16 protein-coding genes are annotated in these 18759 nt (G+C 64.4%); 7 read left to right on the forward strand and 9 right to left on the reverse strand.

Annotated features, from left to right (window positions below):
- Positions 1-35: 35 nt before the first annotated feature.
- From ACIU1A_RS23010 to ACIU1A_RS23020, 3 genes are all read right to left on the reverse strand, one after another.
- Positions 36-1406, reverse strand: coding sequence for a glutamine synthetase family protein (locus ACIU1A_RS23010; protein ID WP_140496308.1), 1371 nt, complete (start codon positions 1404-1406; stop codon positions 36-38).
- A gap of 99 nt (positions 1407-1505) precedes the next feature.
- Positions 1506-3062 (reverse strand): amino acid permease, encoded by a 1557-nt coding sequence (locus ACIU1A_RS23015; protein WP_140496309.1) that lies wholly within the window; start codon positions 3060-3062, stop codon positions 1506-1508.
- Between the two features lie 19 nt (positions 3063-3081).
- Positions 3082-3900, reverse strand: coding sequence for an N-formylglutamate amidohydrolase (locus tag ACIU1A_RS23020; protein WP_140513702.1), 819 nt, complete (start codon positions 3898-3900; stop codon positions 3082-3084).
- 143 nt (positions 3901-4043) lie between these two features.
- On the opposite strand from ACIU1A_RS23020, the gene ACIU1A_RS23025 reads away from it, so the two are divergent.
- From ACIU1A_RS23025 to ACIU1A_RS23035, 3 genes are all read left to right on the forward strand, one after another.
- Positions 4044-4868, forward strand: a complete 825-nt coding sequence (locus ACIU1A_RS23025) for a MurR/RpiR family transcriptional regulator (RefSeq protein ID WP_140496311.1) — start codon at positions 4044-4046, stop codon at positions 4866-4868.
- Between the two features lie 279 nt (positions 4869-5147).
- Positions 5148-6302: an efflux RND transporter periplasmic adaptor subunit gene (locus ACIU1A_RS23030; protein WP_140496312.1), complete on the forward strand. Its 1155-nt coding sequence runs from the start codon at positions 5148-5150 to the stop codon at positions 6300-6302.
- Complete coding sequence (locus ACIU1A_RS23035; protein WP_404925362.1) at positions 6299-9430, forward strand: efflux RND transporter permease subunit; 3132 nt, start codon at positions 6299-6301, stop codon at positions 9428-9430. Before ACIU1A_RS23030 ends, ACIU1A_RS23035 begins: the two co-directional genes overlap by 4 nt.
- A 54-nt stretch (positions 9431-9484) precedes the next feature.
- Here the strand turns inward: ACIU1A_RS23035 and ACIU1A_RS23040 are convergent, their stop codons facing one another.
- The 6 genes from ACIU1A_RS23040 to ACIU1A_RS23065 form a co-directional block, all read right to left on the reverse strand.
- Positions 9485-9892 (reverse strand): GtrA family protein, encoded by a 408-nt coding sequence (locus tag ACIU1A_RS23040; RefSeq protein ID WP_140496314.1) that lies wholly within the window; start codon positions 9890-9892, stop codon positions 9485-9487.
- Positions 9889-10710, reverse strand: coding sequence for a ChbG/HpnK family deacetylase (locus tag ACIU1A_RS23045; protein ID WP_404925363.1), 822 nt, complete (start codon positions 10708-10710; stop codon positions 9889-9891). Before ACIU1A_RS23045 ends, ACIU1A_RS23040 begins: the two co-directional genes overlap by 4 nt.
- A complete protein-coding gene (locus ACIU1A_RS23050; RefSeq protein ID WP_404925364.1) occupies positions 10707-11693 on the reverse strand; it encodes a glycosyltransferase family 2 protein in 987 nt (328 codons plus the stop codon). The genes ACIU1A_RS23045 and ACIU1A_RS23050 overlap by 4 nt, the downstream gene beginning before the upstream one ends.
- Entirely contained in the window at positions 11686-12852 is a 1167-nt protein-coding gene (locus ACIU1A_RS23055; RefSeq protein ID WP_140496317.1) for a glycosyltransferase family 87 protein, read from the reverse strand. The genes ACIU1A_RS23050 and ACIU1A_RS23055 overlap by 8 nt, the downstream gene beginning before the upstream one ends.
- A 228-nt stretch (positions 12853-13080) precedes the next feature.
- Positions 13081-14118 (reverse strand): zinc-binding dehydrogenase, encoded by a 1038-nt coding sequence (locus tag ACIU1A_RS23060; protein WP_140556519.1) that lies wholly within the window; start codon positions 14116-14118, stop codon positions 13081-13083.
- 50 nt (positions 14119-14168) lie between these two features.
- Positions 14169-15407 (reverse strand): acyl-CoA dehydrogenase family protein, encoded by a 1239-nt coding sequence (locus ACIU1A_RS23065; RefSeq protein WP_140496319.1) that lies wholly within the window; start codon positions 15405-15407, stop codon positions 14169-14171.
- 120 nt (positions 15408-15527) lie between these two features.
- Here ACIU1A_RS23065 and ACIU1A_RS23070 point away from each other — a divergent pair, with 120 nt between their 5' ends.
- The 4 genes from ACIU1A_RS23070 to ACIU1A_RS23085 are packed head-to-tail and all read left to right on the forward strand — an operon-like array spanning position 15528 to position 18690.
- Positions 15528-16343 carry an SDR family oxidoreductase gene (locus ACIU1A_RS23070; RefSeq protein WP_140566161.1) on the forward strand — a complete coding sequence of 272 codons (816 nt, stop codon included), beginning with the start codon at positions 15528-15530 and terminating at the stop codon, positions 16341-16343.
- 24 nt (positions 16344-16367) lie between these two features.
- On the forward strand, positions 16368-16868 hold the full coding sequence (locus ACIU1A_RS23075) for a MaoC family dehydratase (protein WP_263483366.1): 501 nt from the start codon (positions 16368-16370) through the stop codon (positions 16866-16868).
- Complete coding sequence (locus ACIU1A_RS23080) at positions 16865-17896, forward strand: phosphotransferase family protein (RefSeq protein WP_140513711.1); 1032 nt, start codon at positions 16865-16867, stop codon at positions 17894-17896. Before ACIU1A_RS23075 ends, ACIU1A_RS23080 begins: the two co-directional genes overlap by 4 nt.
- A 17-nt stretch (positions 17897-17913) precedes the next feature.
- Entirely contained in the window at positions 17914-18690 is a 777-nt protein-coding gene (locus tag ACIU1A_RS23085; RefSeq protein ID WP_140496322.1) for an SDR family NAD(P)-dependent oxidoreductase, read from the forward strand.
- The last annotated feature ends 69 nt before the right edge of the window (positions 18691-18759 follow it).

Raw genomic sequence — 18759 nt, forward strand, 5'->3', positions numbered from 1 at the left:
TTCCGATCAAGGTAAAGATAGTAATATACTATCTTCTAGTATCGCTCGAACCCACGATGCAGTTCCCAATCCGTAATGCGGCGGTCGTATTCGAACTGCTCCCATTTAGCGGTGTGGACGTAGTGTTCGAGCACGTCCTCGCCGAGCGCCTGTTTCAGCATCTTGGACTTGGCCAGCGTGTCGGTGGCGTCGCGCAGCGTCTTCGGGATCTCCGGCAGGCGCGAGGCCTGATAGGCGTCGCCGACGAAGGGCTTCTGCAGCTCCAGCTTCTCGTCGATGCCGGCAAGGCCGGCGGCGATCAACGCCGCGAAGGCGAGATAGGGGTTCAAGTCGGCGCCGCCGATGCGGCACTCCATGCGGATGCCCTTGGTGCCCTCGCCGCACAGGCGGAAGCCGGCGGTGCGGTTATCTTCGCTCCACATGATCTTGGTCGGCGCGAACGTGCCGGCCTGGAAGCGCTTGTAGGAATTGATGTAGGGCGCCAGGAACCAGGTGAACTCCTTGGCGTATTTGAGTTGACCCGCCGCCCACTGCTGGCCGAGGCTCGATAGCGTCCAGTCGGCTTGTCTGTCGAAGAAAAGCGGCGTCTTGCCGTCGGCGCTCCAGAGCGAATTGTGGATGTGGCTGGAATTGCCGGCGAGCCCGTAATTGTACTTGGCCATGAAGGAAATCGCCTTGCCTTCGGATTCGGCGATCTCCTTGGCGCCATTCTTCAGGATGACGTGGCGATCGGCCATGTCGAGGGCCTCGGCATAGCGCACATTGATCTCTTCCTGACCCGGCCCCCACTCGCCCTTCGAGTTCTCGATCGGGATGCCTGCCGCTTCCATTTCGTTGCGAAGCCGTCGCATGACGCCTTCTTCCTTGGTGGTGATGCCGATCTGATAGTCGCCGATATAGGGCGAGGCGGTGTCGAGGCCCTGCCAGTGCTTCTTGCGGGCGGAATCGTAGGTCTCGCTGAAGAGGTAGAATTCGAGTTCGGAGGCGAAATAGCCGATATAGCCCCGCTCCGTCAGCCGCTTGACCTGCTTCTTCAGGATGGCGCGCGGGGAATGCGGCAGGTCGTCATGGGTGTGGTGATCGAGCACGTCGCAGATCACGAGCGCCGTCTTTTCCAGCCACGGAATGCGCCGCAGCGTCGCGAGGTCGGGCTTCATGACGAAATCGCCATAGCCCTTCGACCAGCTTGCCGCCTTGTAGCCGGGCACCGGCTCCATATCGATGTCGGCGGCCAGGAGATAGTTGCAGCCATGCGTCTCGTCATGCGCGGAATCCACGAAGTACTGGGCCAGGAACCGTTTTCCCGCCAGCCGTCCCTGCATATCGACGATGCAGGCCAGCACCGTGTCGATCTCCCCGCCGGAAACCGCTTTCTTCAACTGATCGAACGAGAAATTTCCGGCCATTCCTTTGGCGCTCCAGTGCTTGTCATTTTGGGCTTGTCGATTTCGAAGGGTCGAAGCCATGGCCGGCGATGCGCCGGCCATGGCTGTGAGATGCTGGCCTCAGTGGCCGGTTTCGCCGACGGCCTGCTCAGCCGCCTTGATCGCCGCTTGGCGCGCCGCGATGATGTCGCCGAGCGGCGGACCCTGGAAGCGGTTGCGCTCGAAGGCAAACCAGACGATCGCGGTCAGGATGAAGAAGCCGACGGTGATGTAGAGCGCCCAGTCGTTCGGCGGCTGGATGCCAATGACGAAGATCAGGATCATCGACACGATCGACAGGACCGCAAACAGCATGAACACGCCGCGCCCCATGTTCCACGGTCCCATCTTGTCCCATTTGGGCGTGCCCCAGGCCAGCATGCCGAGCACGATCGGCACGGTGAAGGACAGGAACAGGAAGATGACGGTGCAGGACACCACGATGGTGTAGGCCGAGGTGCCGGCGACCGAAACCAGCGTCGAACCCCAGACGAACAGCACCGACAGGATCGATGCCGTCCAGATCGCCGCCACCGGCGTGCGGTAGGTCGGACTGACCTTGGCCAGTGCCGACGAACCCGGCAGGCCGCCGTCACGCGAGAAGGCGAAGATCATGCGCGAGGCTGAGGTGACGGTGGCGAGGCCGCACAGCAGCTGAGCGATGAACACGACGAGATAGACGAACTCCTTGAGGCCAGGGCTGACGCGCTGGTCGAAGGCCCAGAAGAACACGTTCCAGCCTTGCTTGGCGGCATCGTCCATGTTCGGGATCATCAGCACGAACGCGGCCAGGAACAGATAGCCGAACACGGCCGACCAGATCACCGACATGACCATGGCGCGCGGCACCGAGCTGGCCGCCTTGATGGTCTCCTCGGACGTATGCGCCGAGGCGTCGTAACCGGTGATGGTGTAGATCGGCAGCAGGAGGCCGAGCGCGAACACCCAGGCATTCGAAACCGACGGCCAGACGCCGCCTCCGGCATCGCCGGAGTAGTTATGGAAGGTAAACAGCCGGCTGAAATCCCAGGTTTCGGCGGAGAGCAGGCAGACCACCGCGATCAGGATCGAGCCGAAGAAGATGAGATAGCCCGAGAAGTCGGTGAGCTTGGCCGTCAGCTTGATGCCGAGATGGTTGATCAGCGCCTGGGCGCCGGTGATGATGACCAGAAAGATCATCTGGTTGGTCAGCGTGCCTTCGATGCCGAGCGCCGGTCCGAAGGCGCCGATGAAGAACGTCCAGGTGCCGACATTGATGGCGCCGAGCACGGTGATCAGGCCGAGCAGGTTGAGCCAGGCCGTGACCCAGCCGGTGCCGCGGTTGCCCAGGATCGAGCCCCAATGATAGAGCCCGCCGGCCGTCGGATAGGCCGAGCTGATCTGCGACATGGCGACGGCGAACGTCAACGAGACGAAGCAGCCGACCAGCCAGCCGATGCCGATGCCGATGCCGCCGGCGCCCGACGTTGCCTGCGCCAGCGAATTGATGCCGCCCGACAGGATGCAGATGATGGAGAAGGAAACGGCGAAATTCGAAAAGCGGCTGAGGCGCCGCTCCAGTTCCTGGGCGTAGCCCATGCTGTGGAGGACCTTGACGTCCTCCGCCTTGTCAACTTCGGTATATCCAGGTGCTGCCATTTTTAGTCCCCTTGCGTTCTCAGCTAGCCGATTGAACTGACTTTCCCACTGCGTGTTCCCTGGCGCCCCTGGTCTCCTCGGGCTCTAGATCCGAAAAGATGCCTGTGAGCAAATCCGCCCATTTCCGCTGCCCGGTCTCGCCGGAGATTTCATCGTTGCGGATTTCGATCATCGCGCAGGGCAGCCCGCGCGGGCGCGCATGGCGTTCCAGCGTGAAATAGACGCGGTCGGCCGGCGAATAGGGTTCGTTGACGCCGACGGTAATGCCGGCAAGGTGCCGCAGCGCCGATATCAGCGGCGCCGCCAGCCGGCGGTCGTCATCGTGGATGATGCCGATATGCCAGGGCCGGTCTCGGCCTTTGTAGACCGGCGTGAAGGAATGCACCGATACCAGCCGCGTCTCCTGGCCGCGCGCCAGCCTGTCTTCGACAATATGCTCGATGGCGCTATGGAACGGCTGCCAGGACAGGGCGACCCGCGCCGCGCGCTGCTTTTCCGACAGGCCGGTGTTGCCCGGTATGGCTGTGGTTTCGCTGACCGGCGGCACCAGGTCCGGCGCGTCAAGCGGCCGGTTGCAGTCGATGACGAGACGCGAAATGCAGGTTTCGACCAGCGTCGCATCGAGCGCCTGCGCCATGCGCAGCGCAACCGGCAGCGCGCCCGGGTCCCAGGCGATGTGACGCGACAGGTCCTCGGCGGTGAGGCCGAGCGTGCCGAATTCGGCGGGCAGGAAATTGGAGGCGTGGTCGCAGGTGAGCACGAAGGGACTCGATCCGCCCGGGTTGGTCACCCTTACGGCATCAGGCGATGCAAGGCTGGCGGGCCGTGCTTTCTCCATAGTCTGCGGTCCCCGGGGAGCGCTGTATCGTATGTTACGTATTTTGCCTCATTGCGCCCCTATGGATGATTTCATACAGTTTGCCCGGCTTTGTCAAATGCGATTTGGGGAAAACACCGTCGGCCGGGCCATGGATGGGAAAGATGATTTCCAGTATTGCCGAATTGATCGCCGACCGCATCGGCACAATGCCGGCCGGCGAGCGGCGCGCGGCCCAGACGCTGATAGCGAGCTATCCGATGATCGGTCTGAAGACTGTCGCCGAATTCTCGTCCGCGGCCGGCGTGTCCTCGCCGACGATCCTGCGTTTCGTCGCCAGGCTCGGCTTCCAGAACTATCCGGAGTTCCAGTCGAGCCTGCAGGACGAACTGGCGGCGCAATTGCAGTCCCCTGCGACCCGCACGCTCAATCCGCCCTTGCCCGGCGGCACGGCGTCGCCGATGCTGGAGGCAACGCTCGACAATATGCGCGAGACGTTCCGGCACCTGTCCGACAAGCAGCTTGCCGACATCGCGTCCCGCCTCGCCGAGCGTCGCGGCAAGACATTCCTGATCGGCGGCCGCTTCACCGATCCGCTGGCGCGCTACATGGCCGCCCACCTCGCCATCATCCAGCCTGACGTCATTCACCTCGCCGGCCAGGAAAGCATGTGGCGCGACAGGCTGATCGACATGGGCAAGCGCGACGTGCTGGTCATTTTCGACATCAGGCGCTACCAGGACAGCCTCATCCGCTTCGCCGAGAAGGCGCATCAGCGTGGCGTGCAGATCGTGTTGTTCACCGACCAGTGGCTGTCGCCGATCGCCCGCTTCGCCCGTCACGTCATCGCCGGGCGAACCGCCGTGCCTTCGGCGTGGGACTCCTCGGCGGCGCTCTTCGTCGTCGCCGAAACACTGATCGGCGCCGTCACAAGGCAACTCGAGGCCGACGGCGCCCGGCGCATCCGCGAGATGGAAGGCCTGCGTTGATGCAGCCCGGGATACGTCTGGAACGATTTCGGTCCGAAACTGGCGTCGGGGCGGCATAGCCAGCGTTGTAATCTCGAAAGCCCGGCTCGAAGTGAACTAAAAAATCAAAACGGCACGAACACCGGCAACGTTACGCATATTTAATGTGCGCGGACACTGAAGAATTGTCATAAAGGCACGATATCGGGGGCTTGCTTCTTGCCTTAGAATAGCCCCGCTGCGTCTGCTTATTTCGGGAAACCGGTGGACGGAAGGATTGTTTTGCCAACCGGAGTGCCGATGGCCGCCTGGAAACAGATACTTTTCGCCCTTGTGGTGCTGGTGGTGGCGGTTGCCGCCTGGCTGCGCTTTTTCCCGGGCGCGCCGGACGTGCTGGCGCGCTGGGGAATAGACTGGGCCTACGCGGCAACGCCTCCGGCTGAAACCGGCGCCGGCACGAAATCCGCTGGCGGCGAGCGAGCCCGTCAGGTCAACGTCGTCGTCGTGCCCGCTATTTCCGCGACCATAAACGATCGGCTCCAGGCCATCGGCACCGGCCGCGCCAATGCGTCGGTGACGGTCAACCCCTACTCCTCCGGCCGTCTCGCCGAATTGCTGGTTTCGTCCGGCACCCATGTCGACAAGGGACAGGTCATCGCGACCCTTGATTCCGAAACCGAAGTGATCGCCCAGGACCGTGCCCGGCTCGCGCTTCAGGACGCACAGGCCAAGCTCGACCGGGTCAGGTCGCTGCGCGCCTCCAATGCGGCGACACCGGTCGCCGTCGCCGATGCCGAAGTGGTGCTGGCCGGTGCCAAGCTGGCGCTACAGGATGCGGAACTCGCCCTGCACCGCCGGTCTGTTCTCGCCCCGATCTCCGGCACGGTCGGGATCCTGCCGATCTCCGCCGGTAATTATGTGACCAACCAGTCGGCGATCGCGACGCTCGACGACCGTTCCTCGATCCTTGTCGATTTCCTGGTGCCGGAACGCTTCGCGGCCGCCGTCAAGATCGGCGCGCAATTGTCGGCGACGCCGATCGCCAATCCCGGCAACAGCTATACCGGCACGGTTTCGGCCATCGACAACCACATCGACGAGAACAGCCGTACGCTTCTGGTCAAGGCGACGATCGCCAACCCGGCCGATTCGCTGCGCGCCGGCATGTCGTTCGCCATCACCATGAAATTCCCCGGCGAGACCTATCCCGCCGTCAGCCCGCTGGCGATCCTGTGGGGCTCGGAGGGCGCTTACGTCTGGGCGGTCGAGAACGGCAAGGCCAAGCGGGTGCCGGTGCGCATCATCCAGCGCAACACCGAAACCGTGTTGATCGACGCGGAGCTGGACAGTGGCGACATGGTGGTAACCGAAGGCACCCAGAGCGTCAGCGAGGGAGGCGAAGTCCGCATCGCCCGCGGAGAGCAGCGCGCCGCGAACGCGGCCGAAGGCTCATGACCGGAGCCGTCAACGCCGCCAGCGAGACTGGCTTTACCGCCCTGTTCATCCGCAGGCCGGTCATGGCCTTGGTGCTGAATGTCCTCATCGCGGTCGCCGGCCTCGCCGCCTTCTATGGCGTCGAGATCCGCGAGCTGCCTGATGTCGACCGCGCCGTCGTCACCGTTTCCACGACTTTCGAAGGCGCGGCGGCCGAAACGGTCGATCGCGAACTGACCGACACGATCGAGGGAGCTGTTGCCCGCGTTTCTGGCGTCAAGTCGATCTCCTCGACCTCCTCCTTCGGCTCGAGCCGCGTCACCATCGAATTCAACGACGGCGTCGATCTCAATGTCGGGGCCTCGGATGTGCGGGATGCCGTCGGCCGCGTCGCCAACCAGATGCCGGAAACGGCCGATCCGCCGCGCATCGTCAAGGCCGACGCCAACTCCGACCCCGTGATGCGCCTGGCCGTCACCTCCGACACCATGTCGGTTCAGGACATGACCGTCGTGGTCCAGGACCAGATCGAGGACGAACTGGCTGCCGTTCCAGGCGTCGCGGACGTCCAGGTCTATGGCGACCGCGACAAGATCTTCCGCATCGACGTCGATCAGAACAAGCTCGCCAGCCTGGGCTTCACCGTCGCCGACCTCAGGACCGCCCTTGCCTCGGTCGCCTTCGATTCACCCGCCGGCTCGATCACCACCAGCAATCAGGACCTGATCGTTCGCACCACCGCCGATGTGACGACGCCGGAAGAATTTGAGAACATCATCATTGGCGGAACGACGCGCATCCGCGATGTCGCCACCGTCACGCTCGGCCCCGACATCGGCCAGACCACGTTGCGTTCGGACGGCAAGACCGGCATCGGCATCGGCATCATCCGCCAGGCGGAATCGAACACGCTGGACATCTCCACCGGCGTCAAGGCCGCGGTCGAGAAGTTGCAGGCAAACCTGCCGCGAGGCATGTCGATCAAGGTCACAAGCGACGACGCGGTGTTCGTCAACGGCGCCGTGCACGAGGTGGAGATCGCGCTCGCGCTTTCCGTCTCCATCGTTCTGGTCGTCATCTATGCCTTTCTTCTCGACTGGCGCGCCACGCTCATTCCGGGCCTGTCGATGCCCGTCGCAATGATCGGCACCATTGCGGCGATCTACCTCGCTGGTTTCTCGATCAACATCCTGACGCTGCTGGCCCTGGTGCTGGCGACGGGGCTTGTCGTCGATGACGCGATCGTCGTTTTGGAAAACATCGTGCGGCGGCGCAATCAAGGCATGGGGCCGCGTGCCGCCGCAGTGCTCGGCGCACAGGAAGTGTTCTTCGCCGTCATCGCCACCACGCTGACTCTGGTTGCCGTCTTCGTGCCGATCTCCTTCCTGCCGGGCCAGACCGGCGGCCTGTTCCGCGAATTCGGCTTCGTGCTCGCCATGTCGGTGCTGTTGTCCTGCGTGGTCGCGCTGACGCTTTGTCCCATGCTTGCCTCGCGCATGCTGTCCGGTGCCGCCCTCCACCGCGAGGGCAGCAACGGCGTCGGCGCGCGCATCGGCGGCGCGCTGAACGCGGCCTACCGGCGCAGCCTGCATGTCTGCCTCGACGCGCCGTGGATCGTGGTGCTGGTGGCGTTGCTGTTTGCCGGCACCGCATTCGCGCTGTTCGGCACCATCCGCCAGGAATTGACGCCGACCGAGGATCGCGCGGTCGTGCTGCTTCGCATCAGCGCCCCGCAAGGCGTCAGCCTCGACTACACGACGCAGCAGATGCAGAAGATCGAAAAGCTGATCCAGCCGCTGCGTGATTCCGGCGAAATCGTCAGCACTTTCGAGAGCGCCGGCCAGAACGGCGCCTATAATTCAGGCTTCATGGTGATGACGCTGGCGCCCTGGGACGAGCGCAGCCGCAGCCAGCAGGAGATCATGGCCGAGATCAGCCAGCTCACCCGCCAGGTGCCCAGCGTGCGCATCTTCCCGGTGCAGCCCAACAGCCTCGGCATCCGTGGCGCCGGCAACGGCCTGCAGTTCGCGCTGGTCGGCAACGACCGCAAGGCGCTCGGCGACTCGGCCGTCAAGATCATCGCCGAGATGCAGAAGGATCCGCGTTTCCAGACGCCACGCCTTTCCATCGACCCGACGCAACCGCAGCTTTCCGTTGCCGTCGACCGCGAGCGCGCCTCCGATCTCGGCATCGACATCACCGGGCTGGCCAATACCATGCAGGCCATGCTCGACGGCAACGACGTCGTCGATGTCTACATCGCCGACCGCAGCTACGGGGTAAAGCTGGTTTCGACCACCAACCCGATCAACGATCCGACCGACCTGGAGAACGTCTTCCTGAAGACGGCTGACGGCCGTTTCGTGCCGATGTCGACCATCGCCACGCTGGCCGAGCGTGCCGTGCCGCCCTCGCTGTCGCGCGAGCAGCAGCAGCCGTCGGTGGCGATCACGTCCAACCTCGGCGGCGATTTCGCCCTCGGCTCGGCCCTTACGCGCGCCGAGGAAATCGCAACGCCGCTTCTGCCGCCGGGCAGCCGCATCGTACCATTGGCCGAGGCGGCGACGCTGGGTGAGACCAACAGCGCCATGGTCACCATCTTCGGTTTTGCCCTGGTCATCATCCTGCTGGTGCTTGCCGCGCAATTCGAGAGCTTCGTCAGCGCCGTCATCATTATGGCGACAGTGCCGCTCGGCCTCGCCTGCGCCATCTTCGCGCTTCTGCTCTCGGGCACCAGCCTCAACGCCTACAGCCAGATCGGCTTGGTGCTGCTGGTCGGCGTCATGGCCAAGAACGGCATCCTGATCGTCGAGTTCGCAAACCAGTTGCGCGATCGTGGACTGGGCGTGCGCGAGTCGATCGAACAGGCCTCGACCATTCGCTTGCGCCCGGTGATGATGACAATGATCTGCACCGTGCTCGGCGGCGTGCCGCTGGTGCTGGCGGCGGGCGCCGGCGCCGAGGCCCGTATCGCGCTCGGCTGGGTGATCGTCGGCGGACTGGGGCTGGCCACCGTCTCGACGCTGTTCCTGACCCCCGTCGCCTATCTCTTGCTCGGCCGCTTCGTCACGCCGAAGACCCACGAGGAGGCGCGGCTGAAGCGCGAACTCGAGGAAGCCGCCCACACCGATGTGGAGCCGGCTGAATAGGGAAATCCAGAAGACCGTGTAGCGGGTCCGGAGTTTTCGTGGGGAAACAGCCTGCTATTTCAAAAGACGGCCCTCGATCGACCAGCGCGCGGCGAGGAAATTCAGCACCGCCGCCACGACCACCCCGCCGATCTTTGCCGGCCACACGCCGACAACACCGGCGAACAGCGCGATCGCGAGGCTGGAGACACCGAGCGAAATCAGCGCGCCGAGCGAGGCGAAGCGAAGAAAGGCATGATGCAGCCGGATGGCCGGATCGCGCTCGAACGACCAGAAGCCGTTGGCCGCGAAGGAGAAGGTGACGGCAATGAACCAGGACGCAACGTTGGCGGGCAGCGGCGGCACGTGCAGCTTGAGCAGCAGAAAGAAACCGGCAAGGTCGATGGCCGTGTTCACCAGGCCGACAATGGCGAAGCGGATAATCTTGTTGCCGGTCGAACGCCGGGACTGATCGGCACTCATGCTGTGCCGTCCATGATGCCGACACGCGCGCGAGCCAGGTTTGCGCCGAAATGATCGGAGGCGAGAACCGCGAATTCGACTTCGCGCACATCTTGCATCGGGTCGCGTGCACGCAACGTCTCGTCGACATGCCCGGGATGGCACATGAACAGTCCCTCTTCCGGCAGGCTTTCAACGGCGGCTTGCAGGGCGGGCGCGAACTTTTCCGGCTGCCGCCAGTCATAGATGCCGGCGAGCGGCGCCCTCACGGTGAAGCCGGCGCGCCGCATGGATCGGTTGAAACCAGTTGCCAGGGCGGCGATCGCCGCAATTTTCGATGCCGCCGCTCCGCTGCCGGCCAGTGCCGGCGCGCCGCGCAGCCACGGTCTGCCGGCATCTCCGGCGAAACGCCCCCGCAGCCATTTGCGCACGACAGGCAGGAAATGCACATGCTGGTGGCCGTCGATGAAATCGGGCCGGCGCCCGAGCGCCTCGACGAAGCGGCCAAATTGGGCGTCGAGCTCGGCATGGACGTCGCAGGTCTCGATGCTGCCGCGCAGGATCGGCAATGCCAGCGAGCGGAGCGGCGGCAGCCGGCCTTCCGGTGCCAGGCTCGACGGGCCGGTCACGGCCGGCTGGTCCGTCAAGGTCAGATGCAGGCCGACGGCGACCCGGCCGCACAGCGGCTTGATGCGTTCCGCCTCCCCCGGCCATTCCGCGAAACCGGTTATGCAACCGGTGCCCGTAAGCCGCCCGCGATCGAGCAGGTCGAGGATCGCCGCCGAGACGCCGGGCGCCAGGCCGTAATCGTCGGCGATCAGACGGATGCCGCGCATCATGCCCCGGGAACGCCCGGCGCCGACCTGGCGGGAACATCGCTGCGCACGATATCGCGCACGATGTAGACCGGGCGATCCTTGCTTTCGCTGAGGGTGACCCAGACATATTCACCGATCAGCCCGAGAAGTGTCAGGTTGAGGCCGCCGAGCAACACTACGGCGACCAGCAGGCTCGGATAGCCTGGAACGGCAATGCCATAGAACAGCACCTCGAAGAGCACTTTCGCGCCGTAGACCGCGCCGGCAAACGCCGCAAGCAGTCCGCTGAGGCTGATCAGGCGCAGCGGAATCACCGAAAAGGACGTAAACCCCTCTAACGAAAAGGCGATCAGGTTGAGCCGGCTCCATTTCGACTTGCCGCTGGCGCGGTTTTCCGGCGAATAGGATATGGCCTTCTGGCGGAAGCCGGCCCAGGCGAACAGGCCCTTGTTGAAGCGCCTTTTGTCGCGCAGGCTGGTCAATGCGCGCGCCACGGTGCCGCGCATGACGCGAAAGTCGCCTGCATTCTCGGGAATATCGAACCGCTGGCTGCTGTTGATCAGGCTGTAGAACAGTTTCGCCAACTGGCTGCGCCGCCAGCTTGCCCCGCGCCGGTCGTTCTGCGCGTAGACGACGTCGACGTCCGGATTCTCAGCCAGCTCGACGATCATCTTCAGGCTGGTCTCCAGGGAGTGCTGCAGATCCGCGTCCATGACAAGCACCATGTCGCCCCGCGAGTGGTCGAGGCCGGCGAGCACGGCGACCTCCTTGCCGAAATTGCGGCTGAGGCGCACGATTTCCCAGGATCCCGAAAGTGCCTGCGAAAACCGCCGGGCGCTATCGTCCCGGCTGCCGTCGTCGACCAGGATCTTGTGGACTTGCATGCCGAAGCGGCTCGACACCGCCGCCTCGAGCGCGTCGAGCAATGCCGCGAAAGCCGTCGCCGATTGCGCCTCGTTGAAGAACGGCGCCACGATATCGAGTCTCGGGCGCATCTCAGCCATGGGCGACAGGCTCCACATTCACCAATTTTTGTCGCGCCTTGGCCCAGAACCACCATATCAGGAAGCAGGCGATGAAAGTGACCGTGATCGGCCGAAACCAGGGATAGAGAAAGTCATGCATGTGGCGCTCGACACCGGTCAAACCTGTCAGGAATAAAGTCATGGACAGCACGCAGGCCAGGACGCCACCTTTTTCTTCGCGCCACAACAGGGCAATGGCAAGGCCGGCGGGTACCGCGATCATCGCATAGGTGTTGGGCTCGACGCGCGGGTTGAAGACGCACATGTAGAAGGCGGCCGCCAGGAAGATCGCGAGTCCGGCCGCTCCTTGTTCGAGCTTGCGGTCGAACCAGAGCACGATCGAGAGCGTCAGCAGGCCGATCACGACGCGCACCGCCGTGGCAGCCGAATCCGGAACGGGCAGCCCCATCTCGATAAAGGGCGCGGTGAAATCGGTAGGAACAAAATGGCTGGTCTTGTCGACGGCCATCGACGTCAGCATGCGGGCGAAATCGCCATACTGCTCGTTCAGGTAGCCGGCGGGAGCGAAAGCGTAGGGGATGGCGAGCACGAACAGCACCGCGAGCACCAGCACCGGTATCAGCCGCGGGCGCAACGCCCCCACCAACAGCAGCATGATGATCGCGGTCGGCTTGGCCGTTATGGCAAGCGAGGCCCAGAAAAAGGTCTCCGCACGCCGTCCTTCCAGTGCCGACAGGGTCAAGAGCCAGCAGGCGCCGGTCAGCAGGATTGTCGCCTGGCCGTTGCGAATGGCGCCCAGTGTCATCGGCAAAGCGAGAAAGAGGCCGAAGGAAAGCAGCCAGGTCTGCTCCTGTCCGCCCAGCTTGCGCACCTGCCGCGCCGCGGCAAGGGTGAGAACGGCGAAACCGAGGGCATGCCAGACCAGCCCGCCAAGATGCGGTCCCAGATTCAAGAACGGAATATAGAGCGCGGCGAAGGCGGGCGTGTAAAGGTATCCCATCTCGGACTCGAGGTCGTAGAGCGGCCGGCCGGCGAGAAACTCCACACTGCCATATCTGTAGGCGTGCAATACGGTGCGCGCATCGGGCGACCACAGGACCAGGCCAAGCACGACCGCGAATGCCCCGATCCACAGGCCAAGCCCCAGGCGGTCGAAAACCGGTTTGGAAATCCTCACCAAGCACCCCACACCAATCCGGAACAGGCCCGGTCCGGCACTGTCCCAGCGTTCATTGGCGGCGGCATATCACGGACAAAGCGGGGTGGCATAGGGGGATCGAACGGCGTGGCCGCCGATGACATTGAACGATCGCAGCCAACAAACCACCCTCTTTCCGGCCCTCGAAGGTTATAGCAGCTGTGCTCTCGATGAACCGGAATGCAGCTCAACCGCACACCCCCTGCTTTACGGCCGAATGAACACCTTGCCATTGGGCCTGGCCAGTTCCGCCGGCACGCGCGCCATCGCCTCGGCCAGCGGCACCACAGCCGTCACGTCGGTCGTCCAGCGCCCGTCGGAAAAGCGCTTCTGCGCCTCGAGGATCGCAGGACCGCGGCGATCCTTATGCTGCCGCATCCATTCGCTCAGCCAGAAGCCCTCTATGTGCTTGTGCTGGAAAATCAGCTGGCCGGGTTCGCGGATGATCGTGGCCTCGGGATCGAGCCGTCCATAGATGATCCAGCGCGAGCGCTTCGGCATGGCGTTGAAGATGGCCGAGGCCAGTGGCCCGGTCACCGCATCGAGAAAGATGCGCGGCTGTTCGGCCTTTATCACCTCGCGCAGCGAGGCTTCGAAATCGGGCGACTTCTCGTTGAGCACATGGGCGGCGCCGATTTCCTTCAGCAGCGCGATCTGCTCGTCGCGGCGCACGGTGACGATAGGCCGGAATCCTTCCTCACTGGCCAGCCCGATGATCAGCTTGCAGAGCTGGCTGGCGCCGGCGGTCATGATGAAGGCCCTTTCGCCTTCTCGGCTGACGATGTCGAACATGGCGAGCGCGGTAAGCGGATTGACGATCATGGCAGCCCCATCCTCGTCGCGCACGGTGTCGAGGAGCGGAATGCAGGCGGCGGCTTCGGCAACGGCATAGTCGGCCCATGAGCCCCAATTGGAGAGCCCGGTGGCGAAGGCAACGCGCTTGCCGACGAGGCTCTTGGGATAGGGCTCGTCGCCGCCGGCAACGACCACGCCGACGCCTTCGAAGCCGGCCGGCCGGCCCTTGAGCCGCGGCTGGCCGTACTGGCCCTTGATGAAGGCGACATCGGACGGATTGATCGACGCAAGGCTGACCTTGATCAGCACTTGCGTCGGCCCAGGTGCCGGCACTGCGATACTGCCTGGCTTGAGATAGGGCTCCATCGCCTCCAGCACGCTGCCGCTCGGCGCCCTGGTGTAGCCGTCGCCGACCAGGAGCAGGGCCTTCATTTCGGAGGGTATGGCCATTGGTGGCTGCTCCTTGGTTGTCGACGCAAGACGATGAGATGCCGGCCGGCTCAAACCTTTTCCTGCGTGTATTTCCTCAATTCAGCCCGCGCCACCTGGCGGCGATGCACGGCATCCGGCCCGTCGGCGAGGCGCAGCGTTCTGAGATGCGTCCACGAGCGCGCCAGCGGCGTGTCCTGGCTGATGCCTTGCGCGCCGAACATCTGCACCGCCTCGTCGGTGACCTTCAGAGCCATGCGTGGCGCGACCACCTTGATCTGACTGATCCAGGGCGCGGCGGCGCGCGCGTCGCCCTGGTCGATCATCCACGCCGCCTTGAGGCAGAGCAGGCGGGCCATCTCGATCTCCATCCGGCACTCGGCGATGATATCGAAATTGGCGCCGAGTTTCGCCAGTGGCTGGCCGAACGCTTCACGGCGGACCGAACGCTGGCACAGCAGCTCCAGCGCCATCTCGGCCTGGCCGATGGCCCGCATGCAGTGATGGATGCGGCCGGGGCCGAGGCGGCCTTGCGCGATCTCGAAACCCCTGCCCTCGCCGAGGATCAGGTTCGACGCCGGCACCAGCACATTGTCGAAGCGAAGATGCATGTGGCCGTGCGGCGCGTCGTCGTCGCCGTAGACCTGCATTGGACGCAGCTTGCTGACACCCTTGGTGTCCGCCGGCACGAGGATCATCGAATGCCGCCTGTGCTTCGGCTCTCCATCGGAGGTCTTCACCATGACGATATAGATGGCGCAGCGGGGATCGCCGGCACCAGAGGCCCACCATTTCTCGCCGTTCAGCACATAGCCGTCGCCGCGCCGTTCGCAGCGCATCGAAATGTTGGTGGCATCCGACGAGGCTACGTCCGGCTCGGTCATCAGATAGGCCGAGCGGATCTTTCCGTCGAGAAGCGGCTCCAGCCAGGCGTTCTTGTGCTCCGCCGAGCCGTAGCGCTCCAGCACCTCCATGTTGCCGGTGTCGGGCGCCGAGCAGTTGAAGGTCTCGGCGCCGAGATGCGCCTTGCCCATCTCCTCGGCCAGATAGGCGTATTCGACGGTGGAAAGACCGTAGCCGCGTTCCGAGCCGGTCAGCCAGAAATTCCAAAGGCCGCGCTCTCTTGCGGTCGTCTTCAGCCCTTCGAGGATCTCGGTCTGGCGCCGCGTGTATGTCCAGCGGTCGCCCGCCTTGCCGACTTCGCCGAGGAATTCCTTGTCGAGCGGCATGATCTCGTCGCGCACCATGGCCGCGACGCGCGCGTGGATCGGCCTCAGCCGCTCCGTCATGCCGAGATTCATCTCCGTCATCGGTTGCTAACCCTTCATTCAGGCCGGGCATTTTGTCAGTGGCAAGGATGACCGTACTTCGGATAGCCTTGTCAACGCGAACGCTTTCCCCGATCCGCCGATGAAAGGCGCAGGAGTTCGATGAGCTATCTCGACGATCTTTTTTCGGTGGCCGGCAAGACCGCGCTGGTCACGGGCGCGGCGACCGGCATCGGCCGCATGGCGGCGACGGGCCTCGTCAAGGCCGGCGCAACGGTGATGATCGCCTCGCGCAAGGGCGAGGACTGCATCAAGGTCGCCGAGGAATTGAACGGGTTTGGCGCGCCGGGCCGGGCGGAAGGCTTTGCCGGAGACGTTTCCAGCGAGGCCGGCATTGCCGCCTTGGTCGGCGAGGTCAAGACGCGGGCCGAACGGCTGCATATCCTGGTCAACAATGCCGGCGTGTCCTGGGGAGCGCCGCTGGAGAGCTTCCCCTATCATGCCTGGGCCAAGGTGTTCGGCGTCAACGTCACCGCCGTCTTCCACGTGACCCGCGAACTGCTGCCGCTGCTCGAAGCCGCCGCCAGCGACGAGGATCCAGCCCGGGTGATCAATCTGGGCTCCGTGATGGGCACGCAGCCGCTGGCCGACGACGCCTATTCCTACACCGCCTCCAAAGCGGCCGTTCATCACCTGACGCGCACCCTGGCGCTGGAATTCGCCGGCCGCCGCATCACCGTCAACGCCTTTGCCCCTGGGCCCTTCCAGAGCCGGATGACGGCGTTTGCCACCGCCACTGAGGAACAGGCCAGGCATGTCGGCAGCCACGTTCCGATCGGCCGTATCGGCGCCCCGGATGACATTGCCGGCGCAACGCTCTATTTGTGCAGCCGTGCAGGCAGCTATGTCACCGGCGCCATCCTGCCGATTGACGGCGGACAGTCGGTGCAGCATGGGCTGACCCTGTTCAAGGAATGACATGTCCGGCCGGGGAAGCCGGGGATGAAACTGGAGGACATCCGCGTGGAACCGATCAGTCTCGATGTGCTTCTGGCCAGCGTCGGCAAGGAGGTGGGCGTCTCGCCATGGCGGGTGGTCACGCAGCGCATGATCGACCAGTTCGCAGACGCCACTGACGACCACCAGTTCATTCATTGCGATCCGGAGCGGGCCAAGCGCGAGACGCCATTTGGCGGCACCATCGCGCATGGCTTCCTGTCGCTGTCGCTGTTGTCGGCAATGACGTTCGAGACCATGCCGCCGCTGGAAAACGGCAAGATGGGCGTCAACCACGGCTTCGATTCGCTGCGCTTCCTGGCGCCGGTGAAGACCGGCGCGCGCATCCGCACCCGTTTCGTGCTGGCTGACGTCAAGGTCAGGCCCTCAGGTTGGGTGCAGACGGCCCATGACGTGACGATCGAGATCGAGGGCTCGAAGAAACCGGCGCTCACCGCCCGCTGGCTGACGCTGACCCTGATCGAACGCCAGCCAGAGACCGCATGAGCGACCCGAACGCGCTCGACCAGGCAGCGCTTTCGCCCTATCTCGAGGCGCGGATCCCCGGTTTTGCCGGACTTTCCTCCGTCGAAAAATTCAAATCCGGCCAATCCAACCCGACCTATCTGCTGACGGCGGCCAGCGGCCGCTACGTGCTGCGCGCCAAGCCGCCGGGGCAGTTGCTGAAATCGGCACACCAGGTCGACCGTGAATTCAGGGTGATGAGCGCCCTTTCGGGCACCGCCGTGCCGGTGCCGCGGATGCTGCACCTCTCAGCCGAGAACTCACCGATCGGCCGCATGTTCTACATCATGGATTTCATCGACGGCCGCATCTTCTGGAATCCGGCACTGCCGGAAGCGCGCGACAATGGCGAGCGCGCCGCCATCTACGATGCCATGAACGCCACGCTCGCCGCCCTGCACGGCGTCGATATCGAGGCCGTGGGTCTCGGCGATTTCGGCCGGCCGGGCAACTATTTCGAGCGCCAACTGGCGCGTTGGACCAGTCAGTACCGCGCCTCGGAGACCGGTGCCATTGCCGACATGGACCGGCTGATCGACTGGCTGGAGACGCACAGGCCCGCCGACGACGGCCGTGTCTCGCTGGTGCATGGTGACTATCGGCTGGACAATCTGATATTCGCGCCGGACCGGCCGAAGGTGATGGCGGTGCTCGACTGGGAACTGTCCACATCAGGCCATCCATTTGCCGATATCGCCTACCAGTGCATGCAATGGCGCCTGCCGCATAGCTCGGGCTTTCGCGGCCTGGGCGGTATCGACCGCGCCGCGCTCGGACTGCCTTCGGAAGAGGACTATGTCGCCACCTATTGCCGGCGGCGCGGGCTCACCGGCATCGGCGACTGGACGTTCTTCCTCGCCTTCTCCTTCTTCCGGCTGGCCGCGATCTGCCAGGGCGTCTACAAGCGCGCGCTGGACGGCAATGCCTCGAACCCGGAAAAGGCCAGGACCTATGGCGAGGCGGTGAAACTGCTTTCGCACCTCGCCGCGAAACTGATCGACCGAAACTGATCGACGAGAAATAATCGATGGGCCGCTTCGACGGAAAAACGGTGTTGATCACGGGTGCCGCGGGCGGGCTTGGCCGCGGCGCGGCCAAAGCTTTTGCCGCCGAAGGCGCGCGGCTGGTCCTCTCCGACCTCGATGAACCAACCTTGAGGAGCTTTGCCGAAACGCTCGATGCCGAGACGGCGGTCCTGGCCGGCAACATCGCCGACGAGGCGCTGTCGCAGGCGCTGGTGGCTCTGGCGGTCGAAAGATTCGGCCGGCTGGATGTCGCAGTCAACAATGCCGGCATCGTGCAGAGTTTCGTGCGTTTGCCGCAGGTCGCCTCGGAGGAGGCGCGCCGGGTGATCGAAATCGATCTGCTCGGCGTCTTCTATGCCATGAAGCACCAAATCCCGCAGATGGAGCGGCAGTTCAAGGCGGACGGCAAGGGCGGCGCCATCGTCAACATCGCCTCCGCCGCCGGACTGGGTGGCGCGCCGAAGCTTTCGATCTATGCCGCCGCCAAGCACGGCGTGGTCGGGCTGACCCGGTCGGCGGCAATTGAATACGCCAGCAAGGGCCTGCGCATCAACGCGGTCTGTCCGGCGCACACGAGAACGGCGATGGTCGACAGTTTCGTGCGCGTCTCCGGCGCTCCGGAAGCCGACGCCCTGGCCGAACTGACGCGCGGCGTGCCGATGAGGAGGGTGGCCGAAGTGGATGAGATCACCACGGTGATCCTGTTCGCCGCCGACCCCGCCAACTCCTTCATGACCGGCCACACATTGGCCGTCGACGGCGGCGTCGGCGCCATCTGACGCCTGCCGCTTGGGAACCAGCGACGCCCTTGTCCGTTTCCGTACAGCGTATATAATTCAGTTGGCCAC

The organism is Mesorhizobium maamorense, from assembly GCF_044998965.1.
GTDB lineage: Bacteria > Pseudomonadota > Alphaproteobacteria > Rhizobiales > Rhizobiaceae > Mesorhizobium.